Origin of the sequence: Stenotrophomonas sp. ATs4, assembly GCF_051861585.1 — a bacterium.
Taxonomy (GTDB): Bacteria; Pseudomonadota; Gammaproteobacteria; order Xanthomonadales; family Xanthomonadaceae; genus Stenotrophomonas; species Stenotrophomonas maltophilia_AS.
Map to the genome: position 1 here is coordinate 1 of NZ_JBLYPK010000011.1, position 24,018 is coordinate 24,018.

The 24,018-nt window shown below is 63.9% G+C and carries 30 protein-coding genes and 2 pseudogenes; 6 read left to right on the top strand and 26 right to left on the bottom strand.

Annotation, left to right across the window (positions count from 1 at the left end; genetic code table 11):
* The 21 genes and pseudogenes from ABR323_RS18230 to ABR323_RS18330 all read right to left on the bottom strand — a co-directional run.
* On the bottom strand, window positions 1-1,029 hold a 1,029-nt coding region (locus ABR323_RS18230; protein ID WP_439450306.1), incomplete at its 3' end, for a phage tail tape measure protein.
* A gap of 172 nt (window positions 1,030-1,201) precedes the next feature.
* A complete protein-coding gene (locus tag ABR323_RS18235; RefSeq protein ID WP_313311307.1) occupies window positions 1,202-1,318 on the bottom strand; it encodes a GpE family phage tail protein in 117 nt (38 codons plus the stop codon).
* Between the two features lie 8 nt (window positions 1,319-1,326).
* Window positions 1,327-1,752, bottom strand: coding sequence for a phage tail assembly protein (locus ABR323_RS18240; RefSeq protein WP_439450307.1), 426 nt, complete (start codon window positions 1,750-1,752; stop codon window positions 1,327-1,329).
* Window positions 1,712-2,221, bottom strand: a complete 510-nt coding sequence (locus ABR323_RS18245) for a phage major tail tube protein (RefSeq protein ID WP_439450308.1) — start codon at window positions 2,219-2,221, stop codon at window positions 1,712-1,714. The genes ABR323_RS18240 and ABR323_RS18245 overlap by 41 nt, the downstream gene beginning before the upstream one ends.
* A 22-nt stretch (window positions 2,222-2,243) precedes the next feature.
* Complete coding sequence (locus tag ABR323_RS18250; protein WP_439450309.1) at window positions 2,244-3,416, bottom strand: phage tail sheath protein; 1,173 nt, start codon at window positions 3,414-3,416, stop codon at window positions 2,244-2,246.
* 15 nt (window positions 3,417-3,431) lie between these two features.
* On the bottom strand, window positions 3,432-3,791 hold the full coding sequence (locus tag ABR323_RS18255; protein WP_439450310.1) for a GPW/gp25 family protein: 360 nt from the start codon (window positions 3,789-3,791) through the stop codon (window positions 3,432-3,434).
* The gene (locus ABR323_RS18260) at window positions 3,788-4,354 is read right to left on the bottom strand and encodes a phage baseplate assembly protein V (RefSeq protein ID WP_439450311.1); all 567 of its coding nucleotides are present in this window, start codon (window positions 4,352-4,354) and stop codon (window positions 3,788-3,790) included. Before ABR323_RS18260 ends, ABR323_RS18255 begins: the two co-directional genes overlap by 4 nt.
* A gap of 107 nt (window positions 4,355-4,461) precedes the next feature.
* Window positions 4,462-5,034 carry a hypothetical protein gene (locus tag ABR323_RS18265; protein ID WP_439450312.1) on the bottom strand — a complete coding sequence of 191 codons (573 nt, stop codon included), beginning with the start codon at window positions 5,032-5,034 and terminating at the stop codon, window positions 4,462-4,464.
* Window positions 5,035-5,044: 10 nt separating this feature from the next.
* A complete protein-coding gene (locus ABR323_RS18270) occupies window positions 5,045-8,245 on the bottom strand; it encodes a phage tail protein (protein ID WP_439450313.1) in 3,201 nt (1,066 codons plus the stop codon).
* Between the two features lie 6 nt (window positions 8,246-8,251).
* A complete protein-coding gene (locus tag ABR323_RS18275; RefSeq protein WP_439450314.1) occupies window positions 8,252-8,803 on the bottom strand; it encodes a phage tail protein I in 552 nt (183 codons plus the stop codon).
* Complete coding sequence (locus ABR323_RS18280; protein ID WP_439450315.1) at window positions 8,796-9,686, bottom strand: baseplate assembly protein; 891 nt, start codon at window positions 9,684-9,686, stop codon at window positions 8,796-8,798. The genes ABR323_RS18275 and ABR323_RS18280 overlap by 8 nt, the downstream gene beginning before the upstream one ends.
* A gap of 128 nt (window positions 9,687-9,814) precedes the next feature.
* Window positions 9,815-10,234: pseudogene (locus ABR323_RS18285) on the bottom strand (phage virion morphogenesis protein).
* A complete protein-coding gene (locus tag ABR323_RS18290) occupies window positions 10,231-10,716 on the bottom strand; it encodes a phage tail protein (RefSeq protein ID WP_439450316.1) in 486 nt (161 codons plus the stop codon). Before ABR323_RS18290 ends, ABR323_RS18285 begins: the two are co-directional and overlap by 4 nt.
* Window positions 10,713-11,234, bottom strand: a complete 522-nt coding sequence (locus ABR323_RS18295; RefSeq protein ID WP_439450317.1) for a hypothetical protein — start codon at window positions 11,232-11,234, stop codon at window positions 10,713-10,715. Before ABR323_RS18295 ends, ABR323_RS18290 begins: the two co-directional genes overlap by 4 nt.
* A complete protein-coding gene (locus tag ABR323_RS18300) occupies window positions 11,234-11,869 on the bottom strand; it encodes a glycoside hydrolase family 19 protein (RefSeq protein ID WP_439450318.1) in 636 nt (211 codons plus the stop codon). Before ABR323_RS18300 ends, ABR323_RS18295 begins: the two co-directional genes overlap by 1 nt.
* A gap of 1 nt (window position 11,870) precedes the next feature.
* Window positions 11,871-12,146 carry a phage holin family protein gene (locus ABR323_RS18305; RefSeq protein ID WP_439450319.1) on the bottom strand — a complete coding sequence of 92 codons (276 nt, stop codon included), beginning with the start codon at window positions 12,144-12,146 and terminating at the stop codon, window positions 11,871-11,873.
* Window positions 12,139-12,492 (bottom strand): putative holin, encoded by a 354-nt coding sequence (locus tag ABR323_RS18310; RefSeq protein WP_439450320.1) that lies wholly within the window; start codon window positions 12,490-12,492, stop codon window positions 12,139-12,141. The genes ABR323_RS18305 and ABR323_RS18310 overlap by 8 nt, the downstream gene beginning before the upstream one ends.
* Before the next feature lie 2 nt (window positions 12,493-12,494).
* Window positions 12,495-12,710, bottom strand: a complete 216-nt coding sequence (locus ABR323_RS18315; RefSeq protein ID WP_439450321.1) for a tail protein X — start codon at window positions 12,708-12,710, stop codon at window positions 12,495-12,497.
* Window positions 12,710-13,177, bottom strand: coding sequence for a head completion/stabilization protein (locus tag ABR323_RS18320; RefSeq protein ID WP_439450322.1), 468 nt, complete (start codon window positions 13,175-13,177; stop codon window positions 12,710-12,712). The genes ABR323_RS18315 and ABR323_RS18320 overlap by 1 nt, the downstream gene beginning before the upstream one ends.
* A 106-nt stretch (window positions 13,178-13,283) precedes the next feature.
* The gene (locus tag ABR323_RS18325; RefSeq protein ID WP_439450323.1) at window positions 13,284-13,535 is read right to left on the bottom strand and encodes a hypothetical protein; all 252 of its coding nucleotides are present in this window, start codon (window positions 13,533-13,535) and stop codon (window positions 13,284-13,286) included.
* Between the two features lie 94 nt (window positions 13,536-13,629).
* Window positions 13,630-13,923, bottom strand: a complete 294-nt coding sequence (locus ABR323_RS18330) for a hypothetical protein (protein WP_439450324.1) — start codon at window positions 13,921-13,923, stop codon at window positions 13,630-13,632.
* A gap of 237 nt (window positions 13,924-14,160) precedes the next feature.
* Here ABR323_RS18330 and ABR323_RS18335 point away from each other — a divergent pair, with 237 nt between their 5' ends.
* Complete coding sequence (locus tag ABR323_RS18335) at window positions 14,161-14,313, top strand: terminase large subunit domain-containing protein (RefSeq protein ID WP_439450404.1); 153 nt, start codon at window positions 14,161-14,163, stop codon at window positions 14,311-14,313.
* 1,292 nt (window positions 14,314-15,605) lie between these two features.
* On the opposite strand, the pseudogene ABR323_RS18340 reads toward ABR323_RS18335, so the two are convergent.
* A pseudogene (locus tag ABR323_RS18340) lies at window positions 15,606-16,763 on the bottom strand (IS3 family transposase).
* Between the two features lie 87 nt (window positions 16,764-16,850).
* Between ABR323_RS18340 and ABR323_RS18345 the strand changes: the two are divergent.
* On the top strand, window positions 16,851-17,627 hold the full coding sequence (locus ABR323_RS18345) for an alpha/beta fold hydrolase (RefSeq protein WP_439450325.1): 777 nt from the start codon (window positions 16,851-16,853) through the stop codon (window positions 17,625-17,627).
* Between the two features lie 266 nt (window positions 17,628-17,893).
* Here the strand turns inward: ABR323_RS18345 and ABR323_RS18350 are convergent, their stop codons facing one another.
* The gene (locus ABR323_RS18350) at window positions 17,894-18,454 is read right to left on the bottom strand and encodes a fasciclin domain-containing protein (protein ID WP_439450405.1); all 561 of its coding nucleotides are present in this window, start codon (window positions 18,452-18,454) and stop codon (window positions 17,894-17,896) included.
* A 965-nt stretch (window positions 18,455-19,419) separates the two neighbouring features.
* Here ABR323_RS18350 and ABR323_RS18355 point away from each other — a divergent pair.
* Window positions 19,420-20,106 carry a hypothetical protein gene (locus tag ABR323_RS18355; protein WP_439450326.1) on the top strand — a complete coding sequence of 229 codons (687 nt, stop codon included), beginning with the start codon at window positions 19,420-19,422 and terminating at the stop codon, window positions 20,104-20,106.
* Between the two features lie 24 nt (window positions 20,107-20,130).
* On the opposite strand, the gene ABR323_RS18360 is transcribed toward ABR323_RS18355, so the two are convergent.
* Window positions 20,131-20,523: a DoxX family protein gene (locus ABR323_RS18360; protein WP_135275230.1), complete on the bottom strand. Its 393-nt coding sequence runs from the start codon at window positions 20,521-20,523 to the stop codon at window positions 20,131-20,133.
* A gap of 115 nt (window positions 20,524-20,638) precedes the next feature.
* Here ABR323_RS18360 and ABR323_RS18365 point away from each other — a divergent pair, with 115 nt between their 5' ends.
* Both ABR323_RS18365 and ABR323_RS18370 read left to right on the top strand, forming a co-directional pair.
* Window positions 20,639-21,058 (top strand): H-NS histone family protein, encoded by a 420-nt coding sequence (locus ABR323_RS18365; RefSeq protein WP_135275229.1) that lies wholly within the window; start codon window positions 20,639-20,641, stop codon window positions 21,056-21,058.
* A gap of 49 nt (window positions 21,059-21,107) precedes the next feature.
* On the top strand, window positions 21,108-21,515 hold the full coding sequence (locus ABR323_RS18370) for a hypothetical protein (protein ID WP_439450327.1): 408 nt from the start codon (window positions 21,108-21,110) through the stop codon (window positions 21,513-21,515).
* A gap of 23 nt (window positions 21,516-21,538) precedes the next feature.
* Here the strand turns inward: ABR323_RS18370 and ABR323_RS18375 are convergent, their stop codons facing one another.
* Both ABR323_RS18375 and ABR323_RS18380 read right to left on the bottom strand, forming a co-directional pair.
* On the bottom strand, window positions 21,539-22,180 hold the full coding sequence (locus ABR323_RS18375; RefSeq protein WP_439450328.1) for a glutathione S-transferase family protein: 642 nt from the start codon (window positions 22,178-22,180) through the stop codon (window positions 21,539-21,541).
* Window positions 22,181-22,267: 87 nt separating this feature from the next.
* Complete coding sequence (locus ABR323_RS18380) at window positions 22,268-23,071, bottom strand: helix-turn-helix domain-containing protein (RefSeq protein ID WP_439450329.1); 804 nt, start codon at window positions 23,069-23,071, stop codon at window positions 22,268-22,270.
* 7 nt (window positions 23,072-23,078) lie between these two features.
* On the opposite strand from ABR323_RS18380, the gene ABR323_RS18385 reads away from it, so the two are divergent.
* Entirely contained in the window at window positions 23,079-24,014 is a 936-nt protein-coding gene (locus ABR323_RS18385; protein ID WP_439450330.1) for a DMT family transporter, read from the top strand.
* Window positions 24,015-24,018: the final 4 nt, after the last annotated feature.

The window sequence follows — 24,018 nt, forward strand, 5'->3', positions numbered from 1 at the left end:
GCCGAGGCCGGCGACCTCGCCCAGCGCACCAATCCGATTCACGACCTCGCTGATCTTCTGGACACTGGCCGGGCCGGTATTGCCCAGGTAGTTGATTTTGTCGGCCAGCACGACAACGTCGTCCTGCCCCATACGGAACGCGGTACGCCATGTGGCCATCGTCTGGCCAGCGTCTTCGGCCGTGGTGTCGAAGGCCACGCCCATCTTCGCCGCATCCTCGGCGAACCGGGTCAGCTCGTCGCTGGCAATACCGGCCTGGCCGGCGGCCGCGACGATCTTGGCGATGTCGGTGGGGACCATAGGCAGGCGGCGCGACAGTTCCTCAATGTCGCGGCCCATCTTCTCGAAGCCGTCCGGAGTGTCGAAGTCCACTACCTTTTTCACGTCGGCCATGGCCGACTCAAAGCTCATGGCCTGCGCGATGGGCAGCGTCTGCGTGCGTAGGGCGCTGAACGCGGCCAATGCCACGCTCTTGCCGCGCGCAGCAGCCTTCATGCCGCCGCTTTGGATCTTGCGGCTGCGGGCCTGCGCGGCATCGAGCGCGGCCAGGCGCGTGCGCTGGGCATCCATCTGCGCTGTGGCGGAGGAAATCTCGCCGCGCAGCTTGCGCTTATGCGTAACCAGCTGCCGCGTGCTGATGCCTGCCCGGTCCAAACTGCTGCGCAGGCGCTGCAGCTCCACCGACTGCTGCTGGTGCTGGCCCTTGAGCTGTGCAGCGGCGCCCTTGGCCTGCGTGAACTCGCGGTTCAGCTTGCGGGTCGGGGTGCCAGCCTCTTTGATCTGGCGGGCCAGGGCGGCGACGCGCAGTTGTGCGGCCAGATGGCTTTGCTCGGTGGCGCGCACGGCCTGCTGTTGCTGGCGGTAGGCAGCAATGTCGCGCTGGGAGGCATTGAGGCGGCGCAGGGTGTTCTGCTGTTCCTGCAGGGCGGTGGACAGCTCCTTGCTGCCGGCCATGACCTTCTTGAACGGGGCGCTGGCGCGGTCGAGCGCTTCCAGTACCACCTGCAGGCGAAGGTTGCCGCCGCTCATGCGACGACAACCGAGGCGCCAGCTACGGCTTCGTGGTGTCCGTAGGATCGGCTACCAGCGTGGCCAGGAAGCTGCACGCAGCGCTGGACCCCCACAGCAGCAGCAAGCTGCCCGGGACCAGCACAACCAGCGCAACGACGATGGCGACAAGAATGTCCATACGCGGACTGTATCACTGCTGGGCTCCACTACGTTCATGGGCGCGCTGGCGCCATCGGATCAGTTCAGAGAGGGAAAGTGCCGACAGCTCGGTGAGGGTGAAGGAGAAAATCACCGCGATATCGGCCATCAGATCCTCTACGCAGGCAGGAATTCCTTCTCCGCTTTCGGTACGAAAAAATCACCGATGACGCGGGCGATTTCGATCAGGTCGGCCGGTTCCAGCTTGCCGGCGTCGGCGGTGGTCAGGATCGGCTGGCTGATGCGCGGCAGGACAGTGGTCAGCGCAGTCACGTCCATCTGTGCCAGGTCAAACAGCTTGATGCCACGCAGATCGCCGGCGGTCGGCTTGCGCAGGCGAACAGAACGGATCATCTCCTCCCCGCGCTGAATCGGGCTTTCGAGCACGATCACGTTGTGTTCTGTGGTTTCGCCGGCAGTGGTGGTGTTGGATTCGGTAATCATGGCGCATCTCTCACAGAGTTGGCCCAGCCGCCGAAGCGGCCGGCAATTGGGGAAGGGATCAGGCGCCGATGGCGCGACGCAGGGCAGACTGGCGGTCAACACCGTTGACCATGAAGACCATGCCGACCAGGTCAATTTCAATTTCAGTGTGGCCGTTGATCGACAGCTTGTAGTAGCTGGCCGAGGTCTTGACGCTGAACTCGGTGTCGTCGCCCACCTTGCCGGTGCCGGCGTCAATCTCGGTGTGGCGGCCGCGGATGACGATCTCGACCGCATCCACCTCGCCGCTATCCTCGCGCTGGTAGCCGCCGGCGAAGCGCAGCTGCACAGCGTTGTGCGAGACGGCGCCGTACTGGCGCAGCACGTCGAGCATCAGCCCGCCGCACTTCCACTCGGCCTCGATCTTCTCCTGTCCCAGGTCGACGTCAATCGGGCCGAGCATGCCACCGGCGCGGTATTCCTCCATCTTGCGGGTCAGGGTGGGCAGCTTGAACTCGGTGACCTGACCGATGTAGCTCAGGCCGTCGTTGAACAGGTTGAGGTTTTTCAGCTTGCTGGGCAGTGCCATGGCAGAGGTTCCTTATGAGGGCTTAGCCGCTGATGCGGGCCGGGAAGTCGGCGAAGTAGCGGTCGGTGATTCGCTGGTTCAGCTGCAGGTTTTCCAGCGGCGGAACCGGGGTGTAGTCGAAGTCGATCACCAGCTGGCCGCTTGCCAGCGCCTGCGAGGCATTGGCGCCTTCGTCGTACCAGGCGTTGGCGCCGATCAGGTAGCCGGCGTAGACCAGCTCGCGGAACTTGGCGTTGATGCTCTCCAGCAGATCGCGGATCAGCGACGGGTGCAGCGGTTTGTCGATGTAGACCTGCATTGCCTCAGCGATGGTGTCGGCCAGGATCTGCGCGGTGCGGGTGGCCGTCTCGAACTGGAACAACGGATCGTCGCTGCAGGTGCGCGAACCCCAGAACTTGTAGCCGTTGGAGTTGATGAGGGTGGTCACGTCGCCGGCGTTGAGCAGACCGGCGTCGGTGTTCGGGTCCTGCAGATCCCAATGCACGTCGCGGCTGATGCCGGTCACGCCAGCCACCGGCACGTTGGAAATGGACTTGTGCCAACCCTGCTGCTGATCGGTCATGGCGCGCACGCCTACCGCACGGGCGACCGCGTAGGCCATTCCGGTGGATGCGGTGGCGGTGTTGAAGGCCATGAAGTCGGGATAGATCAACATCACTTCGCGGTCTGCGAACTGCTCGCGGTAGGCGATGGCTTCCGACACGCTGGCGCTTGCGGCGCAGCTGGCGTAAACCATGCCGCGCAGCTTCTTGGCAACGATGGCCAGCGCTGCGGTAACGGGCTGGGTGTCCAGACCCGGCGCGCCCAGGATGCGCGGACGCACGCCCAGCTGTGCCTGTGCTACCAGCAGTGCATGCAGACCGGTGTAGCGGCCACCTTCGCTGGTGCCGATGACCTTGGCCGTGGTGTCGGTGTCATTGCCAGCGTTGGCAACACGCACCACAACCACAATCGGGTTGCCCTGGTCGGCGATGCCCTGCAGCGTGCCGCGCAGGGTGCCGGTCTTGCCTGCCTTGCCGACAGCGCTCAGCACATCGGTAATCAGGACCGGCCGGTCCAGCGGGAAGGCATCCTTGTCCGCATCTTCGCTGGTGCAGACGACGCCGATCACGGCGGTGGAGACGGTGCGGATCGGGCGCGTGCCGCCGTTGATTTCAATGACGCGAACGCCGTGATGGTAGCCGTTGGCGGCCATGGGCTTCTCCTTCGGTTAGGGGGTGTGAAAGCGGAGTGGTACGGAAAGGCGGGTGTTGCGCGAAGCGCCGCTCGGCGTGGCCAGCTGGCCGTGCAGGTCGAGGACGAACGAGCCGGCCACGTCGCCGTGGGCCAGGTCGATACGGGTCAGGCTGATGCGCGGCTCCCAACGCATCAGCGCGGTGGCGGTGGCGCCGAACAGCCGCAGGCGGGTTTCATCGTTGAACGGCTGGTCGATCAGCTCGGGCAGCAGTGAGCCGTACTCGCGGCGCTGCACGCGCGAGCCGATAGGGGTCGTCAGAACGTCTGCGATGGACTGGCGCAGGTGTGCCAGATCATCGCTGAACGCGCCGGTGCGGCCATCCATGCCGATCATGCCGGCGCCCCGGTGGTACCACCGCCGGGCTGCACGCCGGGGTGCTTGTGCTTGGTCAGGCTGATACCGGCGGCGGTCACGTCTTCGGAGACCTCTGCCTTGCCGGTGATCGTCACCTTGCCTTCAATGCTGGTGGCACCTTTGATCGTCACCGGGCCGGTGATGGTGGTTCCGCCGTCGGCGGTGATGGCCACGGTTCCGCCGGCGGGTAGAACGGCCGACAGGGCGTGCGCGTCGTGGTCGTAGCTGACCACGGCGCCATCCTTGAACTGGATCAGCGTCAGGCTGGGGCTGTTCGACGGCGCCGGGTACTGCTCGCAGTACAGGCCGCGCAGCACGATGGCGTTGGCCAGGTCACCGTCGCAGCACAGCAGTGCAATCTGCTCGCCGCTGCTCGGCGGTGCCCAGGTCCGCAGCTCGCCGGCGGCGGCGCTGAACCATGGCAGGAAGTCGGTGTGCGCTTCGCCCGTCTGCACGCGGCAGAGGTGCCGGGCGTGATCGACCTCGGTCACCACACCGTCGCGCAGCAGGTTGTTGATCTGTTGGGGCAGGGCGCTCTCCATGCCCCCATGTTCCCGGCGGTCCCTCGCGCGCGCACGGAGCGCGGGCGGTAGATGGGATCGTTACAACGGCGGGCGAATGGATCGCGCCGCCGTGCTTCGGGGCGGTATCAGCTTGGCTGTGCTGCGGTGGGGTTGCTGCCTGCAGCTTCAACCCAAAGGCCCGCGCCATCGTCATAGGTGATCGGCCCGCTGCGCTCCATGGGCGGAGCGTGATCGGTCACGGTGTCAGGCAGCGGTTTGCCACGCTGCAAGGGCGGCGCGAAACCGCCATCGGCCTTGTTCCAGGTCGCGCGGCCGCTGTAATCGGGCTGCAGCGTCCACTCGCCTCGAACGGCGTCCCATGCGTTGCAGTACGGCGTGGAGCCATCGAGCCGGTTCGGCTCGGCCAGCGTCACACCCTTCGGGAGAGATTCGCCGAGGCTCAGGCGGTTGGGAACGGGCATCGCGGTGCCCGTATCCCACAGCACGCGGTTGCGGAAGTCGGCAACCAGTTCCCAGCGACTCCCGTCATCAGCCAGGCGCAGCGCCTGACACGGCCCGACGGCCTTCGCCGGGGCCACCTCTACGGTGCCATCGGGTAAGTGCCAGACACCATCAGGCGACGGCTGCAGACGCACGGGCCCCATGTATGCACGGGTGGCGGGATCGAAGGCGTGGGCAAAGCGGGTTTCGGTGGACATGCTCCGTTCCTCAGTAGGTGATGCAGTAGATCATTCGCAGGCCGGCCGGCAGGTTGCGGTCGCCGCCGGTGTTGTTCACCGTGACCGCGTGGGTGTGTGCGCCCGCATCCGCAGCCGACGCGCTGTGGCCATGATCACCCACCTGGGCGACGGAAATGGTGTGGGTGTGGTTGCCGGCGCCATTCATGCTGACGTTGTGGGCGTGACCGCCCGCGCCGTCTGTGCTGAACGCATGGGTATGCGAGCCCGCGGCGTTGGAGTACGGCCAGTTGTTGTCGTAGTCCACGGCGCTCGCGCGCACACCTGCTTGGTCCTGATTCCCGTAGGTTCCCCACGGATAGGTCATTTTGTCGCCGAACGGCACGACATGGTTGTGCTCGCCTGCCGCGGAGGTGCCGCCGGTGTGCCCGTGGTGGCCCTGTTGATCGGTCCATGCACCGTGAGCGTGCTCGCCGGCAGCTGCAGCACTGGCGCCGTGCGAGTGAGCACCACCGCCCGCCACCGAGATGGTGTGGCTGTGGGTGCCGGCACTGGCCGACGATGCACCATGCGCATGTCGGATCACCTCACCGCCGGTCGCGGTTCCGACGGTTTCCGGTTTCTGCGTGTGGGTGATCACGGTGCCTTCCAGCATCGCCGGAAGGTTGAACGTGGTCTTGCCATCGCCCGCGCCGTACAGCGTTCCGATGGCGGCGAACAGCTCGGCATAAGTTGTGCGCGACACGGCGGCGCCGTTGCACAGCAGCGTACCGCCGGGCGCGGCGTTGCCCGCGAACATGATCACCTGGCCGGGGATACGATTGGCCTTGGTGCTCGGTTCAAAGTTGCCTGAGTGCCACAGGCCCTTTCCTTCCCAGCGCACGCCGGCCTTGGTGACGCTCAGTTGGCCGACGACCGACCCACCGCCGTTCGGACGCAGCAGGACTTCGCCGTCTTGGGCGTCAGGTGCAAGCACGGCGTACTTAGCGCCACCAATGAAGCCGTTGGACGTTGCCTTGAATGAGGGGGCTGAAACGGCTCCGGTGAAATCAGCGCCCGCAAGATTGGCCTTAGTGACCGGGTTGAAATTGGCGCTCGACCACAGCTCTACCCAGCCCTTCCAGCGGTCATTGGAAGGCGCGGTGTCTCGGCGGGAGCGCATCCAGAAACGGTTGCCGCCGCCGTAGTCGGCTGCGATGGCCAGGCCACGTGAGTTGTCATAGCTCGGGAGTGACCAGGCAATTGTGTACTGCGCCGGCATCGTGGTCGCTGACGCACTGCCCTGCCTGTTGATGCGCAGCGCATCCCACGTATCGACCCAGCTGTCGTCGTCGGTGGTCGGCTTGAGATACGCCACGCGTGCGGCAACGTCAGCGGCCGATCCGGCCCCAATTTCCGCCAGCGTGAACCATACATTCGCGCTGCCGTTCACCATCTTGGTAGCGTTACCGATCTGGATATTCCGAGCGGTGCCCCAAGTTGCCGTAGTAATCCCGGTCGTGCCGTCGAAGTTGGTGCCGTTGATCGCGCGCGGCGCGGCGAGCTTGTTGGCACTGTCTGCGTTGCCAGTCAGCTTGCCCCGGAACTCGGCGGCGTTGATCCAGCTGCCGGTCGGGTTGAGGATGATCCTGTTGGCATTCGCCGTGTTGGTCAGGCGGAATTCCTTACCGCCGGTCGCGTCGTGAAGATCCAACCCCGTCTGCCCTTCGGTGCCGCCCTGTTTGAACTGCCACGGGCGCTCCGAGTGCAACTCACACAACACGCTGCCGTCACCCGAGCCGGTGCCGATCTTGGCTGTGGATATGTGTGCGACACCATTCTTGTAAACGACAAGCTGGCCGGTCGCGTCATGCGTGCCGTTGGGACGCAGGTACACGTACCCGCCTTCATTCTGGCCAGACGACACGACAACGCTCCCGGTCGGTGAACCTCGCAGCTCGCCGCCGGCGTCACCCAGGCGGAAGCGTTGGTCGTTGGGCATGGATGCGCCAAGGCTGAATCTCTGCAGGCGCCCCCAGGTGTTCTCGGTCGCCTCGACCAGCTTGCGTAGGTCGCCCATATAAGCAAGCGGCTGCACAGTGGCGTAGATGATCCCCTGTGGCTCGGCGGTGACGAACGTGCCAGGGCCGTGATACGTCGCGCCGGCTGTGTTGACCACGCGCACGGCATGGCCTTGGTTGTACTCGCGCTGCTGCAGCCACAGCTCGACGCCTGTGGACTTGCCTGCAGCGTCCGTCGACAGTACCAGGCCGAAGCGGCTGGGCCGGTCCAGCGAAGAGTCGGCGCCAATGCGGGTGTGCTGCACCATGCCATCGACAACCGCCTGCGTAAGCACAGTGGTGGCATCGCTAAAGGTGCGCGTAGACGCGGCGATCTGTTCCCAAGCGTAGCGTGGGCTGCCGATGGCGCCATTGGTCATTTCCAGCAGCAGAATGCTTGCGGCGGCACCGCGCCACGGCAGCGTGCCCAGCTTGATCCATCGAACCTGGTTCGAGTTGCCGGGGATCGCGTCAATCGGCTGGACTTTGCCCACCTGCGGGAAGTCCGAGGCGTGCATGCCGTCGAGCGTATCGGCATCCAGCCCCTTGCCGTGGCCCATATCTTTCAACGCCGCGCCCCTTACTTCGAGGCTGGCGCGGATAGCCGCGGCCGTGGCCATGGACAGTAGCGTTTTGACGAACGGCGTCGGTGCATTGGCACCAAAACGGTTATCCAGCGTCGCCTTCAATCCGCGAGCGGTGACTGCGCGCACGGCGTCCGCGCCCAGGATGGTTTCTGGGCTGTCCGCGAGCTCGACCACACCGGGGACCGTTTCGGTGGCCGGCGGATTCAGAAACTCAGTGCTGCCGAACTTGATCTGCGCGGTGTCGATATCGGCGAACACCACGTCGGCTGCGAGTAGCAGCGTGGAGATGCTCGCCTTCTCCATGATCGCGTCGGCCTGGCCGTACACGGCAAACAGAGTGCCGTCGGACAGGTACAGCCCGAAGCCACGCAGGGTGTACTTCTCCGCGCCGCTGTCCTGCAGCGTGACGTGGATGGTATCGGCCGCGACTGACTTGCCGCCGAAGGTGGTCATGCGCTTGAACTCGCCCGGCAGCTGCGTCATGGCGGCGGTGGGGGTGAAGCCGGTGGCAGTGAGGCCAATGTGGGAAATAAGCACCGTGTTGGTGCCGGTATTGGTTGCGTTGACCAGCTTTGCGCGGCCGGCTGTGGTGATCTTCATGCGCATGGGGGGTCAATCTCCGGTCATCGTCAGGCGGCGGTAGACCGCCGCTCGGGCACCTGCGACGTCTCCGACTTGGCTGTCGGCCTGAATGCCTTGGGTGAAAGTGAAGTGCGATCGCACGGGCTTGGTGCGGTTTACGGCGTCAACGATCTGGTGCACGAACTCGGCTGATGAGTCCTGACCGCCGTCGCCGCTGATGGTTAGAAACAGGTCGAAGGTGTGCGGCTGGCCCTGTGGCTTGGACTGCCACCACTCGCGGATCTGGACCTGACCGCCGAAGCTGGCGACCAGGTCGGCGATGCTTTTGGCGGTGCCTTTGTGCCGCTGGATCTGAAACGAACTGGCGATGCGGGCGCGCTTGATGCGCTCGGGCCAATCACTGTCCCAGGTATCGACCGACACGCTCCACGCGAGGAACGGCAGGAACTCGGCCGGGCAGTTCCACGGGTTCCAGAGCGTGTCGTGGACCATGGGCACGCCCGACAGCTGGGCGTCAGCGCGCTCCACCGCGCTTTCCAGCCGCGTCGAGTTGGGGGGCAGCAGGGAGGTGGTGTCAGGCATCGGTGCCGCCGTGTTCGATCACCACGCTGGTGCAGAACGGCGCTGACTGCGCATCCACCGGCATATCCGCCGTGGGCGCCATCAGCTGCACGCGGTGCACGCCATCGACGTGCAGGGCCGAGTAGAGGGCCGACAGCGGCACGTCGCGGCCCAGGCGCTGGGTCTGCTGCAGGAACAGGGTTACGCGGCGGCGGGCCTCGGCCAGTACAAGGGCGCTGTCCGGTCCGTTGAACGTCACCAGCCGAGCGCGGATCTCGAACGGCTTCACGGTGGCCGGGGCCACGGTCACGTAGTCGGTCAGTGGACGCACGTTGTCGTTGAGCAGCGCGGCCTCGACGGTCTTCAACAGTCCGGCCGACGGCGTGCCGTTGTCCTGCCGCGAAAGGACCGTGACCACCACCTTGCCCGGCGACGGGCTGGCCACGCTGGCGTCGAGCACGTCCGGGTGAGCCGAGAGTGTGTGGAAGATGTAGGCACCTTCGGGGCCGGCGACCGACAGGCTTTCCGGCGCCAGCTGGATGCGGCGCCTGAATGCAGCATCGTTCTCGTAGGCGGCGGGCGTGTTGGTCTTCGGATCTGCCGGGGTGAGCAGCTTGCGCTGCACGCCGAACGGCACAGCGAGGTTGTCCAGATCGGCGCCGTTGGAATAGGGCAGCAGCAGGCCGCGGGCGCGCTGGTTGAACTGCTCACGCAGCACCAGCTCGCGATAAGCGCTGGCCTGCAGCAGCTTCATCACCGGATCGGACTCGACCAGGGCGGTGTAGTCGGGGCACAGGTGGCGAAATTCGGCAAGGCGTTCGGCCAGGATGGCCTCGAACGTGCGCTGCTCGAAGATGTCCGGCGCTGGCAGCTTATCGACTTCGATGGCGGTAAAAGAGGACACGGGTGCACCGGCAGATAGGTCCGGTCCAGATTCCCATCGCGCGCGCGCGCGGCCGTGGAATGCGGCATGTAGCGCCGCCGCTTACGCTACATGGCCTGCAGGTGGTCGAGGATCAGCTCGAGGATCGGCTATTCGTTGGCATTGGTGGCGCTGAGCAGCTCGCGTCGCGCGCAGGTGACGTGGGGGCCACCCTTGCTCACGGTATCGGTGCGGCCTTCCTGGTGGATGCGGGCAATGCGAGAGACGCGCCCGGCGAAGCCTACCGCCACTTAGCCGGCATTGATACGCACGCACAGATGCTTGGCCTGCTGGATTTTGCCGAACATGACGCGGAGATTGATGCGCCCGGCCCTGGCTCGTCGCGGCGGCGCGTTGCGTCGAGCTGCAAAAGAGGTGCCATCAGGATGCTGCTGGCTGGCAATGTGCTTCTGCTGCGAGCTGCGCACCGCAGTGCGGACCCTGCGCGCCAAGCGGCTGCGCTCATCAGCGGTCAGGCAATGCAGCAGCGGCGCCATCCAAGCCTCCAACCGTTGCAGATCCTTGCTCATTCGACGATGGCTGGAAGCGTTGCCAGAATTTCGCCATCAGCGACCAGCGGGCCACCAGCCAAGGAGTGGCGGTGTTCCCATTCGGTGGGAGGCTCCGGCATGTATTCCAGCTGGAAGGCGCCGGCATCGTCCTGCACCACGCGCACGCGCTCGGTCAGCAGCAACTTGATGGATAGATTCATCAGCGTGTCGCTCAGCACGTCCACCACGAAGCTCAGCTTGTCGCGGTTGGCGGGGGCCGCCAGCAGATCGGACTGGTGACGGGTGAGCCACTGCAGCAGCGGCACCATGACGGCCTCGGGTGCGCCGCTGAAGTTGCGCAGGATCAGCTCGAGGGTGTAGCTGTACTGGAAAGACAGGCCAGCCGTGAAGCTCGCTACCAGTCCGCCGTCATCAACGGTCACCAGCAGGCGCTCAGGATCTGCCGCCAGTGACGGTATCGCCGCGACCAGGTGCTGGCGGAGCAGTTGGGGCTTCTTCATCGCCGCGCGCACTCGGTCAGGGCAGTGTGCAGCTGAATGGCCAGTAGCTGCAGCGCCGTCACCTGACCGGCGGCAGCGTGGTACTGGCTGTAGTTGGCTGCGGTGGTTTCGGCGACGGCAGATAGCGTAATGCTGGCAGCGGGCGCATCAGGAGGGTCGGCAGTTCCGGTTGGGGCGATGCCTGCCGCGGCTGCGTCGTGGAGCTGCACGAAGCCGACAGGCACAGCACAAGCAGCATCAGCGGTCGGAGTGACATAGACGGGAACCTCTTTGGTGATGGCTTCGCCCCGCTCGCGCACAATCTGCACGCGATCCACATACTCGGTCACCAGGCGGGTGGTGCTCTGCGCCAGCGCCAGCTTTCCGGCCAGGTCCTTCTTCTCGGCACTGGCATTGGTCAAGGCGAGGTTGGCGCGGTCCAGTGCGGTGGTGGCGCGGCTCACTCGCGCCTGCTGGCAGCTGAAAAGTCCGGTAGTGGCCGCGATCAGGGCCGCGATCGCAAGGGCGCGGTAGAGCATCAGCGTGCGCCCAGCGCGACCAGGGCGCGGTTGGTGCGTGCGCTGCGGTCGGCCATTCCGTTCGGCGTGGCACGGCTGCGGGCGTTGCCCAGGTTGACCACTCGGCTGACGCTCAACACGTCGCGCTGGTCCGCGTAGGCATTGAGGCGATTGTCGTGCCAGAACGCGGCCGCCGCCATGGCACCGATTTCCGGTTCGATCAGCAGGGTGGGCATGTCTTCCAGCGGCTGACCGATCAGCTGGCCAATGTTCTCGTAGTTGCCCCTGCCCGTGTGCATCATCGGGCCGCGCCCGCGATACAGATGGCCGTCGCCGCTGGCCTCGTCTCCATTGCCGTTGCGGTTGGCATAGACGCGGTTGCCGAGCTTCACTGGCGTGTGGACGAACGCAGCCGCCTCTAGGCCTTCGACGTACTTGCCGAACACTTCGAGCAGGCGCTCACGGCTGTAGCTGAGAGATTCCTCCACCCGCAACAGGCTCAGACTCTCGTGGCCGACCTGCGCGAGGAAGTACGCGGCGCGCACAGGCGTGTTGATCCCGAAGCGCTTCATCGCCGCGTGTAACGGCGCCACCCAGCGCTGAGCGCGGGTGAGCGGGCATTGCATGATCTGCGCCAATTGTGGGGTGGTCAGCACGTCAGTTGCTCCCGAACAGGTGCGCGACGTTGCCGCGCGAACGATAGGTGGCCACCAGCAGGACCAGCAGTAGCAGCAGCTGCCAGACGGTGACGTGGATACGGGCGCCCTGCAGCATGATCTGCAGCGCCAGCCCCCCAGTTGCTGCGATCAGCAGCCATGCGCACCAGGCGATGGCGGGGCGGTGGCTGGCGCCGGGCGCAGGCCGGTAGGTCAGTAGGCGGATGCATATGGCCAGGCTGCACAGCAGCGTGGCAGTGGTCAGGAACTCAGCCATCGGAGCCTCCACGCCGTAGGCGGGTCATATCAGCGGTGCGGCTGCGCTCGATCAGGCCCAAGGTTAGGGTGACGATGACCGCCGCACAGATGAACGCGGCAAGTCCCGTGGACACCACGCCAAAGCGCTGCATCACCTCGGTACCGCCGAGGTAGCCGGCGACAACGCTGATGGCCAGGTACACCAGGCGCTTCCAGATCGGGAGATTCTTGGCCGACACGACGAACAGGGTGGCGCCGGCGAATGCGCCGAGGAATGCGTCGGTCTGGATGCCCGGCAGGATCGACGCGAGGCCGACCCCCGTTGCCAGTGCTGCCATGCTGCCGGTAGAGGTGGGTTCGGTCATCATCAATCCCATAGCTGAACAAGGGGGCGCATCGCGGCGCCGGTGGACGGTGCGGGCACGTCGGGTAGCTCCACCACAGTGCCAGTGGGCAGGACCGGCCCATGCAGGCTGATGCCGTAATTCAGTGCATGCGCCTTCTCGACCATTCCGGCGGTGGTGCCCAGGTGCCGGTGGCAGAGCGCATCGAGCGTGTCGCCCTGCATCGAAGCGACGCGCATCAGACCAGTTCCACCGTGACGCGCGGCATGCCTTGCAGGTCGCAGATGGCGTTGCGCAGATATCGGCGGATCTCATCAATGGTCGGGGTCAGTTCCTCCGCACGTTGGTTGCCCTGTGCAGTTGCGTCAAAGGAGCGGTAGCGTTCGTGTAGTTCGACGGTAGTGGCGCAGCCGACCGCGCGGAGGAACAGATGCCCCCGCCGGACGCTGCCGTCGACCACCTGTGCTGGCACGTCGGCCAAGGCGGTGTAGCCGACGGTATCTTTGCCTGCCTGCCATGTTTCCAGTCCCCGCATTACGTCCATGACGTCCGACACCACAGTGCTTCGCATCCGCGACGCCGGCATGTCGCCTGCGACACGGATCGCCTCACGCAGCGAAACCAAGTCGATCTCCGGCCAGAACGCGCCGGCGTTGACGTTGGACTGCTTGGCGATAGGTGATGCGTTGGCAACAAAACTACTCATGGTGGCCTCGTAGGTCGCCGGTGGTCGGGGCGTCACACCCATAGGGGAATAGGGCTGGGTGATCGGCCCCGAGCCGACGGGGTTGCGGGGTTCGCTCGGTGTGCGCTCAGTCGTTGGACTGGCTGGTCTTGCGCAGATCCTCGACCGCCTGGCCAACGCCTTCGGCATTCAGCGGCGCTTCTTCGCTGACGGTGGCCAGCAGCAGTCGGGCGCGGACCTGATCGGGCATGTCGTGGCCTTCGGTCACTTCCACGGCCCGGTTCAGGGCGTCCTTGACGGCGACACAGAAGAACTTGGAACGCAGCATCTTCTTGTCGGTCTCCCGGCCATTTCGCCCTCTGCTGGTGTCAGTGCGCATCGGTTCTCGATGCGATGACCCATGGTCGAATGAGGTCGCAGCTGCAGCAACGCGTGGAACGTGTAAGTCGCCGCCCTACGAGGGGTTTTCCGTTTCACGCGCGCGTGGCGCTGAGCAACCTGTTCACGCGACCTGCGTAGCCGAAAAACTCCACTTCGATCCACGGCGCCAAGCCCAGCTGCCTTACTGGATGGATTGGCGCGTGTGCGATGTCGCCTCGTAGATTGGCGAGAAAAAGAAGACGGTACACAGCTGAAGGGCGCGCGACGAATGGGGCCGCGCCGACGCCTTGGAGCACGTCGGTGACGCACCGGTAACGCGCCTTGCCGTTCTGATCCACAAGGAAGGGGAGTCCGACGGCGACTTCAAAGAGATCGATCTGCTGCACCGCCAGCTCGAGCGGTAGGCGGGCATTCAGCGCTACCCGGGTGGCGGCAATGAGGCCAATCTGAAGCCTGCGGTGGCCAACCGCAATGCCGCAACGAAGAAGACGCGCAAGAACGAGTTCAGCGAGGAAGATATCGAGCGCCTGCAGATGGCGTTCGTGGATGGCTGTTTCGACTACCAGCATGATTGGTATCGGGCTGGCAATGAACGCACGCGGGTAATCCTGAAATCCCGCCAGATGGGCGCAACGTACTACTTCGCGCGTGAGGCGCAGATTGACGCACTGACCACGGGGAGCAATCAGATTTTCCTCCGGGCCTCGAAGAGTCAGACCCATGTCTTCTTGGGCCACACGCGTGGCTTTTTGCGTGAGGTTTTGGACACATCATGATCGCCCTCCCCGCCACGCCCGCGGACTTCATGGGGTGCTTTTCCTGCACTGCTTGCAGCAGGACCCGACCCTGTATGACGTTCTCCGTGGTTCTCTGGCACCGGCTGGCCTGCGGTTCCCTGCGCGATGGGACGGGCGAGGCTCCCTGTGGCCTTCTCTGGCTACTTTCAACAATGGCAATGTTTCAGGTGGCCACGGGAAGGAGGTAACCAAGTAACACTCGCACCCGAATGATGGTTAAGTGTTTGATTGAAAAGGAGGAATCTGGTTACCCTTAGAGGTGATCTTAGGTAATTTTCTGACCTCTACAAGGTAATGCAATTGATTCATAAGGAAATTTAAGTCCGCCGAAGTTACCCCTATAAAAGTAATGGGATTACTAAGGGGTTACCCTGTTGTTACCTTGATATATTTAATGTAAATAGTTGATTTTAGTTATGAAATGATGGATTCTTCCGGGGTGGTTACCTTTATTACCTCTTTCCCGCGGTCACCTCAAAAGTTTGTACCTTATCGCGCGTAAGGGGCCATCAGTATCCCCGCCACCGCACACGCTCACGCCTGAAACCCGCGCCCTTGTCGCAGCCTCTTGCGACGTCCAACCCGATCCTGCCGGCCATGCCGCTGCCCGTCGACTTCTACTGGAGTACACGCTCTTCCAGCTGCCCGGACGAGCCTATGGATGGTGATCGCCTTCACGGGGGAGGGCTCGTCGCGTTGACGGAGCGGATAAACGATGGGGCTGGGAGCCACACTGGGCCGGTACCGTCACGGTACGGGTGGTCCGTGACGCACCTGCAGTAGCTACGAAAAGGGTTGCGCCGGCGCAGAACCTTGGGTGGCCAGGCATGAGGGGCGTCTACGCGAGGACGTGGCCAGGATCATCGCCTACCGGGAGTCACTGCGCGCGAACAGGCTGGCCAGGCAGCACAACCCGCCGCCGTTCGGTTCGATGGGGTAGCTGCCTGCCGGCGGCCGCAGCTCGCTGTCGATCGACGGGAATGGTACTGGTGAAGGTAGAGGCATCGCCGGGAAAAACGCTTAGTTAGCCTCACTACAATGCGAGTTCCACGGGGATGTGCCGGGAAAAATACGACGCGCATGCCATTGATTCCCAAGCATGAATGTGGAGCCTCATAATCCCTTGGTTTCAGGTTCGAATCCTGATGGGCCAAATCGGTATCTGCAGGCAGTCGCGCACGTCATGGACTAGGCTGCAGTTCTTGGGTCCAACTCCCCCCGGAGACCGCTCATCGCGCTGAGTGCTCCATTGTCGTCGACTTGACCGGGTTCTACCCCGAAATCACGGACGGTTCTAAAAGAGCTGCAACCTCCTGATCCTGCCTGGCGACCCTTCGCCGCACCCTTGGATTGTGGCGTCGCTCAATGTAGTCAAACACATCCGCTCGTGCTGCATCCAGTGTGGGGTAGCTCGTTCGATAGATCCGCTCGCGTTTGAGCAGGCCAAAGAAGCCTTCGCGCAGCGTTGTCCCCGCAGTGCCCCACCGCGCTCATCGAGCAGACTAGGCTGTTGGCCGCTAGATACCGCTGATAGTCGCCGCTGCGGAACTGGGTGCTGCGATCCGAATGCAGGACCACCTCATAACTCTCTTGACGCTGCCAGACCGCCATCTGCACCGCACGAATCACCATCTGACAGTCCTGGCGGTGGTGCATCGACCAGCCCACCACTCGCTGGTCAAACAGATCCAGAACGATGCATAGATACAGCTTGCTCTGCTGGGTTTTGATCTCGGTGATATCCGTGACCCACTTGGTCTCCGGCTCCAATGCGCTGAATTCCCGCTCCAGCCGGTTACGCACGCCTGGCGGGGGTCAACACAGGCTTGCCTTGCCGGCCTCGGCGCTTCGGTCGTGGTCACCCTTGCAAGCCGTCAGCTGCCATCAGGCGCGCCGCCCGGCTCAGACTCAGGCCATGGCCGGCATCGGCCAGATCTTCCTGCATCCGGCCTGCGCCAAGTATGCCCCGACTGTCCTCATGCAACGCGCGGATCTGGTCGAGCAAACGCTGATTTTCGAGCTGACCAGCACTGGGCAGGCGCTTGCTCCAATCGCAATAGCCGCTGGCCGACACCTTCAGGCAGCGGCATATCAGTCGAACCGGAAACTCGTCGCCGCAACGTTCGATCACCTCATACCTCAGGATGATCCTGTGGCAAAGAACGTCGCCGCTTCTCGCAAAAAATCCCGCTCCTTCTTCACCCGGACTAGAAGGAGCGCTTCAACTGCGCAAGTTCCTTGTCCCGGGGCGTCCCGGCACCAGCAAAGACGACTCGCCCCTGACCCTGCGCCTCACGCTTCCAGCGTGTCAGTAACGTATCCCGGATTCCCAGCTCCCGGGCTACCTGGGCGCAGCTCACACCCGACTGACTTGCCTGCTCAACCGCACCACGCTTGAACTCGACGCTGAACTTCCTTCGCTTCGACATGAACACTCCTCATGGCGTGAATCGGCCTTCTTGTAAGTGTCCGTGAAAACGGGGGGATCTCCGTTCCCGTCCCAGGACGGTGTTCCGTTGGAAGGCTGGTTCATTCCCTGCGAAGGATCGGACAAGGTGGTGATCTGCAATCACCCGCTCTGGTCCAGCCGCACCGGCATGCCGGCACACCTGGAACCCTGGAAGTCGATCGGCGGCGTTGCCGGCAACGACTTCGAGTTCAACTTCCTCAAGGACTACAAGATCCTTCATGACGCCGGCTACAACGTGCTGGCGTATGACCTGCGAAACTTTGGCTGGAGCGGCGCCGCCAATGGAGGCGTGGACAGCGATGGCATCTTTGAGGCCCGCGATGTCATCGGCTCCTTGGACTATGTCCGCTCCCGCGAGGACCTGAAGGGCATGGACATCGCAATGTTCAGCCATTGCATGGGCGCCACCCCGACCTTCTTTGCCATCGAGAAGTACCCGGAGTACTTCCAGGACGTGCGTTGCCTGGTGGCACCGCAGCCGGTGTCGTTGCGGGCGACGATGGATGCCTCGCTCAAGCTCCTGGGAATCCATGATCGCCTCGAGGAGATCGAACAGCGGATCTTCATCATCACCGGGTTCAAGCTCGACCAGATGACCCCGCTGGAGGCGGTCAAGAGCAACCATGTGCTGACGTTCCTGTACCAGGTGCATGACGATCTGCTCACCACGCCCTTGGACGTGCAGGCGATCTTCGATGGCATCGCTACGGATGAGAAGCAGCTGCACTGGATCCGCAACACCACCCTCCGCTGGGATGGCTATCTCTACTTCCAGCGTGATCCTTCGTTGATGCTGGCACGGTCCAAGAAGTACCTCGGTTAGCTGATATCGCTGGAAAGGCAAGGTACCCTTGGTCGATCAGCTGAAGAGTGCCTTACCCAATCAATTCACCGGCGACGGCGCCTGGTGCCTTGTACGTGGCAGGCCAGGGGATGCCTGTGATTGAAATGCCGATACGCAGGTACTGCGGAACGCTATTCATTGCGCACCCACTTCTGCACTGGCCGCGGTGAACATGCAGGTCTTCTCTCAGGACAGCGGCAGCCGCTGTGCGACTGCCGCTAATGCATTCCTCCCACGGCGTCTAGCTACTTCGGCATCAACACGGTGTCGATCACATGGATCACGCCATTGGACTGTCCGACGTCGGCAATACTGATGCCGGCCTTGCCACCCTTGGCGTCGATGACCCATAGCTTGCCGTCGTGCAGAGCAACGGTGAGGGGCTCACCTTCAACGGTCTTCAGCATGGCCTTGCCGCCATGCTTCCTGGCGTCGGCCATCAGCTGTGCGGAGCTATAGTTGCCGGGCACAACATGGTAGGTCAGGATTTTGGTCAGTTGTGCCTTGTTTTCGGGCTTCACCAGCGTATCGACCGTACCTGCAGGTAGCTTGTTGAAGGCTGCATTGGTGGGAGCGAAAACGGTGAAGGGACCAGCTCCATTGAGAGTATCGACCAGACCGGCGGCGTTGACCGCAGCGACCAGGGTCGTGTGGTCCTTCGAGTTGATGGCGTTCTGGACAATGGTCTTGGTTGGATACATCTCCGCTCCGCCGACCATCACGGTGTTGGCGGCGAAGCTCGTTGAAGTAGCTGAGACGAGTACGGCGAAGCTTACTGTGGCGGCTATCCGCTGAAGAGCTTTCACGGCGCGTTCCTCTATAGGATGCTCGCAAGGCGCGGGCATCCTACATACGCGCTGACGCGGCAGCTGGATGCAGCCAGATGGGTCAGGACTGTTTTTCGCCCGAACGGGATGGTCTGCAAGCGCCGGATGGACGCCCGTTCCTGCCGGTGCGCGACCAGGCGCGAGCCGCGTGTCGTTCAGCGTCGCGGATGTCGGCAGCATCGGCGTTACGTGGATGGAGGGTTCAAGCGCAGGCTATTCGCCATTGCGCCGATTGAGCTCTTCAAGCCGTGCCCGGCTGACTGACTGGTGATTGCCGCAGGTTGGGCAACGCAGGGCTGCCGCCCCGTCGAGATCGATCAACCCGTGATTGGGAATTGCCCTGAACTGCCAGGAACATTTGATGCAGGAGCAATCGATTCGAGTGACCTGCAGGAGTGTGCCGTCCGGGCGCGTCACTCCCTCGACGCTGGTTACGTAGAACTGTCCGATGTCACGCATGGAGATGAACGGAAATCCTTACCTTGGGGGCGCTCATCATGCTGCCTTGCGGGGCGCGCGGGATGCGGGCGCTTGATAGGAATCTGAAGAGTTAATAATTCATCCGCCGGTAGAGACTTGCCTCCGCAGGTGCATTGTGAAGCGCCGGCCGCCAGTGAGGGTAGCCTGCAGCACCAGATCCGATCACGACGATGCCCTTTCGGGGCGTCAGCAGCGATGGGTGTGAACACCATCAACCGTCCGGTTGCACTGAATGGGGAAAGCTCATGCGTGTAGCAGTTGTCTTTCTCGTTGCGCTCATTGCTGGGCGCAGATGGAGAATGCCGCATGCTGGGTTCATGAATCAGTGAGTGGTGCGTTGCCGGATCGTGAGGCAGATGACGCAATGCTTCCAGCTCGGGCCCGATGACCCCGCGCACATGGGAGGGCCTTGCAGAAGAGTGGCATGATGCGGCTTCCGCCGATCCGTTCGACCAGGAGCCCGCATGAAGCGCAGTGCCTGTACGTTCGCCGTCCTGACCACGCTCGTGGCATTGCCCGCCGCTGCCGAGCCTTCCGAATCACCCCAACGCCCGTCTGTTGAAGCCCTGCAGCGCCTGATCGTCGACAAGACGCCGCAGACGCGCGTGGAAACCCCCGACCATGAGCGCATCACCGCCCGCCGCATCGATATCGTCGATGACACGGGTGTTATCCGCATGACGCTGTCCGGCAAGACGCCGGCGCCGATCATCGATGGACTCCAGTACAAACGCGCCTTCAACGTGGCCGGCATGGTGCTGTACGACGACAAGGGCAGCGAGCGCGGAGGCTTTGGTACCGCCGATGTCGACGGTGGAATGGCGGTGCTCGCGCTGGATCATCCGGCGATGGACGCGATCGGCTGGCGGGTATCGCCGGACGGCGCGGTGAGCTTCTCGATCAACCAGGCGCCGAAGCTGATCCGCGAACCTGCATTGGGCAACAAGCTGGTTCCCGGCGTGCAGGCACCGACGCGCATCGGCCTGGTGGTTGGTTCTGATGGCATGCCGGCCATTGCCTTGAACGACAAGGCCGACCGCACGCGGCTGCGGCTGACCATTACAGCGGAAGGCTATGGCGCAATCGAGTTCCTTGATGCGCAGGGCAGGGTGATCCACACACTGGCGCCGGAAGCGGAGCTTCGTCGCTAGCGCATACCTGTCGGCGGCCGCCGCCTATCCGCGCCGACCACGCCCATCAATGCTGTATCGCCCGGCCCCGGTGCAGGCCAGCAGCAGGAAGCCACCGGCCAGCCCCAGGTTCTTCAGGAACATGATCTGCTGGGTCTGATCGGCGATGTTGTGGTGGAAGATGAAAGCGGTGACCAGGCTGAAGCCCACCAGCACGATGGCGACCAGCCGGGTCTGGAAGCCAAGCAGGATGCACAGCCCGCTGCCGATCTCGAAGGCGATGGTGGGCCACAGCAGGATGCCGGGCACGCCCATGGCTTCCATGTAGCCCTGGGTGCCGCTGAGGTCGCCGAGTTTGCCCAGGCCTGAGACCAGGAACAATGCCATCAGCAGGATGCGCGCGAGCAGGTAGGCAAGCGAATGCGATGAGTGGCTCATGGGATGTCCTCAGGGGCTGGCGATGCCGATCGGAGCCCAAAGGCGGTGAAGCTTGTGTATAGAGCCTGGCGGGGTGTCTTGACAGATTGCCATGCCGCAGTAGACCTTTCCCGCCATGACGATCGATATTGAATCGCTCAGCCTTCGGGAACTGGGTGCCTTGGTGGTTGCCGCTGAACAGCGCAGACAACTGATTTCCAGCCGCCGCCCGGCCAGTGCGGTACGGCGAATGTTGAAGACCGCAGCAGCCGAAGCCGGCTATACGCTGGAAGAACTCTTCGGCGAAGAAGCCGTCGAGGAGGCCGCACCCAGCCGGAAGCCCGCTCGGCGCAGAACCGGGAAGGTGGCGGCCAAATACCGCGACCCCGAGTACAAGCGGTTGACCTGGTCCGGCCGCGGTCGCATGCCGCGATGGCTGGCCTCCAAGGTCCAGAAGGGCCACAAGGTGACCGACTTCCTGATCCCGGGCCTGGCCCGGCCGACGGCGCGCAAGAGCAGCCCGATCGGCAAGCGCACGGTCTTCAAGAAGGATTGATCCTGCCGCGCTGCTACCCTGCCCGGGTCTTTGAACGAAGGAGCACGGGATGGCACACGATGGCAGCATGGCGATCACGCCCAGATTGCTTTACATCGCGGCCGGCGCTGCGGTGCTGGTGAGCTTGTTGGCCTGGACGGTCGAGTGGAGCGGGGCGGCCTATGTCTGCCCCTACTGCCGCGTGCAGCGCACGGTCATCGGCGTGCTGGGCGTGCTGACGCTGTTCGCGCGACCGGGCGCGCTCATCGTGCCCTGGTTGTCGTACGCCGCGGGCGGCTTCGCGTTCGTGGTGGCGGCAATGCAGCACTTCAACGGCTGGAAGCGCATTTCCGCCGGAGACTTCAGCCTCAACGCACAGTGGTACGTCGATCCGTGGCTGTTGTCGGGCTGCGCGATGCTGATCCTGGTGGCGCAGCTGATGCTGGTGCAGGCCACCTGTGGGCGCAGGTTGCGCTGAATGTTTCCACGCATGGCGTGGAACTACCCGTTCTGGAACACCGCCAACTGCGCAGCGAACGCGCGTTGGTAGGCGGGCCGCTGCGTCGCCCTGGCCACGTAGGCGACCAACTGCGTGTACTCGTCGAGGATGCCGCTGCTCTTCAGGCGCAGCAGCACCGAGGCCATCATCAGGTCGCCCACGCTGAAATCGCGGTCCAGCCACGATGCCGTGCCCAACCACGCGGACAGCTGTGAAAGGCGCATCCGGACACGTTCATCCAGCGTCACCAGCCGCTGCGTGTACCAAGGCTGCTCGCGCTCCAGGACCCAGGCCATGGAGCGTTCGACGATGGGCGGCTCCACCGTATTCAGTGCGGCGAATACCCACATGATGGCGCGCATGCGTGCATCTGGATCGGTCGGCAACACGCCGGGATGCTGCTCGGCCAAGTGCAGCACGATGGCGCCGGATTCGAACAGCACCCGGTCTCCTTCCTGCCAGGTGGGAATCTGTCCGAACGGGTTCCGTGCCAGATGCGCGGGTTGCTTCATGTCGGCGAAGGTAAGCAGCTGTACGTCATAGGGCACGCCAAGCTCCTCCAGGACCCAACGCACGCGCATGTCACGGGCCAGGCCCTGGCCGCGGTCGGGGGAGGTGGCGAAGGCGGTGAGGATCGGGGACATCGTGGGCGCTCCTGCAGGCCGGAGGGTCTGCCTTTCCTGTTCCGACGAACGATGGGGCGGAAAATCGACAGCGTTCGAGGCGGGTCTTCACCCCGCCCGATGCAGCTTGCGGTACTGGTCCGGTGTGCACTGCGCGTGCCGCTTGAACATCTCGGCGAACGCACTGACCCCCGAATAGCCCAACGCTTCGGCGATCCGGCTGATCGGCCTGCGCGTGCACAGCGCCTCGGTGGCGCGCACGAACTTCACCCGCCCACGCCAGTCACCCAGCGACATGCCCAGTTCACTGCGTGCCATGCGTTCGAGCTTGCGCACGCTCATGTGGTGTCGCTGCGCGATATCGGCAACCGATTCAGCTGCGGACAGGTGCTTCTCCATATATGTCATCACCTGCTTCAGTGCGTCGCTGCTGGCGATCGGCAGGAAACTGGGCAGCACCGCAGCGTTGATGATCTGGTCGATCACCACGGCAGCCATGCGCCGGTGTGGCGGTGTCTGCGGGTCGGTCACGCTCTGTCGTGCCAGTTCATGCAGCAGCTCGCGCAGCAGCGGGCTGACCTCCAACGCACTGCAACGCGCGGGCAACCGGCGCGACAGCGCTGCAGAAAGATACGCCGAGCGATAGGCCAATGACGATCGGTTGCGCGAGTAGTGCGCCATCCCCGGTGGAATCCAGATGGCGTAGTGGGGGGGAGACACCATCCACTCGCCGTCGATCTTCATCTCCATCACACCCTGCGCCACGAAGTTGAACTGTCCCCACGGATGGCTGTGCGTGCCCCAGTCGGTAGGCTCCATTGAACCCTGCCGGAAATAGATCGGTCCGGGCAGTTGGCAGAAGGTGGGGATCGGCTCCATCGGTTGCCGCAACGCGGGGTCGGTGTGGCGCATTTTCGGGATGTCCTCGATATGCGCCAAGCGTACGCTGGCCGTCCCGTCACGTACACCTGCCGTCTTGAACTATCTCTTTCCGATCCTCGCCTGCCTGCTGTGGGGCGCCAACACCATCGTTACCAAGCTGGCTTCCGGGGCGGTAGGGCCCATCGACATCGGCTTCTTCCGCTGGCTGGTGGCGGCCGTCATCCTGCTGCCATTCGCCTGGCCGCGACTGCGCGGCAATCTGCCGACAGTACGTGCCAATCTCGGGCGCTTCCTGGTGCTGGGCTGCCTGGGCGGAGTGATGTACCAGTGCCTTGCGTACTACGCGGCGCATTTCACCTCGGCCACCAACATGGGGGTGATCCAGGCGCTGATTCCACTGATCGCGCTGGCGCTGTCGCGCGTGTTCATGGCCCATCCGGTGCGTGGCACATCCATTCTCGGTGCGGTGATTTCCACCGTCGGCGTGGTGGCGGTGGTCTCGCAGGGGGACCTGGCGCGGCTGGCCGCGCAGGGCCTGAACCGGGGGGACGCGATCATGCTGATCGGTGCATTGGCCTTCGCCGCCTACAACGTGCTGATGCAGCACTGGAAGATTCCGCTGTCGGTGCTGGAGTCGCTGTTTCTGCAGGCCACGGCGGCGGCGCTGATCCTGCTGCCGCTGCAGTTGCTGGTGGGTACCGGGGTGAGCAATCTGACTGCTGTCGGCTGCATTGGTTTTGCGGCGGTGTGCGCGTCGATCCTGGCGCCGCTGACCTGGATGACCGGGCTGTCGCGGTTGGGCGCGGCGCGCGTCTCCGGCTTCTTCAACCTGGTGCCGATCGTCACCGCCGCGCTGGCAGTACTGCTGCTGGGCGAATCGCTCAGTAGCTGGGTGTTGGGCGGTGGCCTGCTGGCGGTAGCCGGCGTGGTGTTCGCCGAGTACGCAGCCAGGCGCGCGGCTGTGCAGGCCTAGCGCC

What these genes read in the sequence shown, in the direction of transcription:
- ABR323_RS18235 (WP_313311307.1), bottom strand. Translation starts at nt 1,318, where the DNA reads ATGGCCGATATCGCGGTGATTTTCTCCTTCACCCTCACCGAGCTGTCG.
- ABR323_RS18245 (WP_439450308.1), bottom strand. Translation starts at nt 2,221, where the DNA reads ATGGCACTGCCCAGCAAGCTGAAAAACCTCAACCTGTTCAACGACGGC.
- ABR323_RS18250 (WP_439450309.1), bottom strand. Translation starts at nt 3,416, where the DNA reads ATGGCCGCCAACGGCTACCATCACGGCGTTCGCGTCATTGAAATCAAC.
- ABR323_RS18255 (WP_439450310.1), bottom strand. Translation starts at nt 3,791, where the DNA reads ATGATCGGCATGGATGGCCGCACCGGCGCGTTCAGCGATGATCTGGCA.
- ABR323_RS18260 (WP_439450311.1), bottom strand. Translation starts at nt 4,354, where the DNA reads ATGGAGAGCGCCCTGCCCCAACAGATCAACAACCTGCTGCGCGACGGT.
- ABR323_RS18265 (WP_439450312.1), bottom strand. Translation starts at nt 5,034, where the DNA reads ATGTCCACCGAAACCCGCTTTGCCCACGCCTTCGATCCCGCCACCCGT.
- ABR323_RS18270 (WP_439450313.1), bottom strand. Translation starts at nt 8,245, where the DNA reads ATGCGCATGAAGATCACCACAGCCGGCCGCGCAAAGCTGGTCAACGCA.
- ABR323_RS18275 (WP_439450314.1), bottom strand. Translation starts at nt 8,803, where the DNA reads ATGCCTGACACCACCTCCCTGCTGCCCCCCAACTCGACGCGGCTGGAA.
- ABR323_RS18290 (WP_439450316.1), bottom strand. Translation starts at nt 10,716, where the DNA reads ATGAAGAAGCCCCAACTGCTCCGCCAGCACCTGGTCGCGGCGATACCG.
- ABR323_RS18295 (WP_439450317.1), bottom strand. Translation starts at nt 11,234, where the DNA reads ATGCTCTACCGCGCCCTTGCGATCGCGGCCCTGATCGCGGCCACTACC.
- ABR323_RS18305 (WP_439450319.1), bottom strand. Translation starts at nt 12,146, where the DNA reads ATGGCTGAGTTCCTGACCACTGCCACGCTGCTGTGCAGCCTGGCCATA.
- ABR323_RS18310 (WP_439450320.1), bottom strand. Translation starts at nt 12,492, where the DNA reads ATGACCGAACCCACCTCTACCGGCAGCATGGCAGCACTGGCAACGGGG.
- ABR323_RS18315 (WP_439450321.1), bottom strand. Translation starts at nt 12,710, where the DNA reads ATGCGCGTCGCTTCGATGCAGGGCGACACGCTCGATGCGCTCTGCCAC.
- ABR323_RS18320 (WP_439450322.1), bottom strand. Translation starts at nt 13,177, where the DNA reads ATGAGTAGTTTTGTTGCCAACGCATCACCTATCGCCAAGCAGTCCAAC.
- ABR323_RS18325 (WP_439450323.1), bottom strand. Translation starts at nt 13,535, where the DNA reads ATGCGCACTGACACCAGCAGAGGGCGAAATGGCCGGGAGACCGACAAG.
- ABR323_RS18335 (WP_439450404.1), top strand. Translation starts at nt 14,161, where the DNA reads ATGGGCGCAACGTACTACTTCGCGCGTGAGGCGCAGATTGACGCACTG.
- ABR323_RS18355 (WP_439450326.1), top strand. Translation starts at nt 19,420, where the DNA reads ATGAAGCGCAGTGCCTGTACGTTCGCCGTCCTGACCACGCTCGTGGCA.
- ABR323_RS18360 (WP_135275230.1), bottom strand. Translation starts at nt 20,523, where the DNA reads ATGAGCCACTCATCGCATTCGCTTGCCTACCTGCTCGCGCGCATCCTG.
- ABR323_RS18365 (WP_135275229.1), top strand. Translation starts at nt 20,639, where the DNA reads ATGACGATCGATATTGAATCGCTCAGCCTTCGGGAACTGGGTGCCTTG.
- ABR323_RS18370 (WP_439450327.1), top strand. Translation starts at nt 21,108, where the DNA reads ATGGCACACGATGGCAGCATGGCGATCACGCCCAGATTGCTTTACATC.
- ABR323_RS18375 (WP_439450328.1), bottom strand. Translation starts at nt 22,180, where the DNA reads ATGTCCCCGATCCTCACCGCCTTCGCCACCTCCCCCGACCGCGGCCAG.
- ABR323_RS18380 (WP_439450329.1), bottom strand. Translation starts at nt 23,071, where the DNA reads ATGCGCCACACCGACCCCGCGTTGCGGCAACCGATGGAGCCGATCCCC.
- ABR323_RS18385 (WP_439450330.1), top strand. Translation starts at nt 23,079, where the DNA reads ATGTCCTCGATATGCGCCAAGCGTACGCTGGCCGTCCCGTCACGTACA.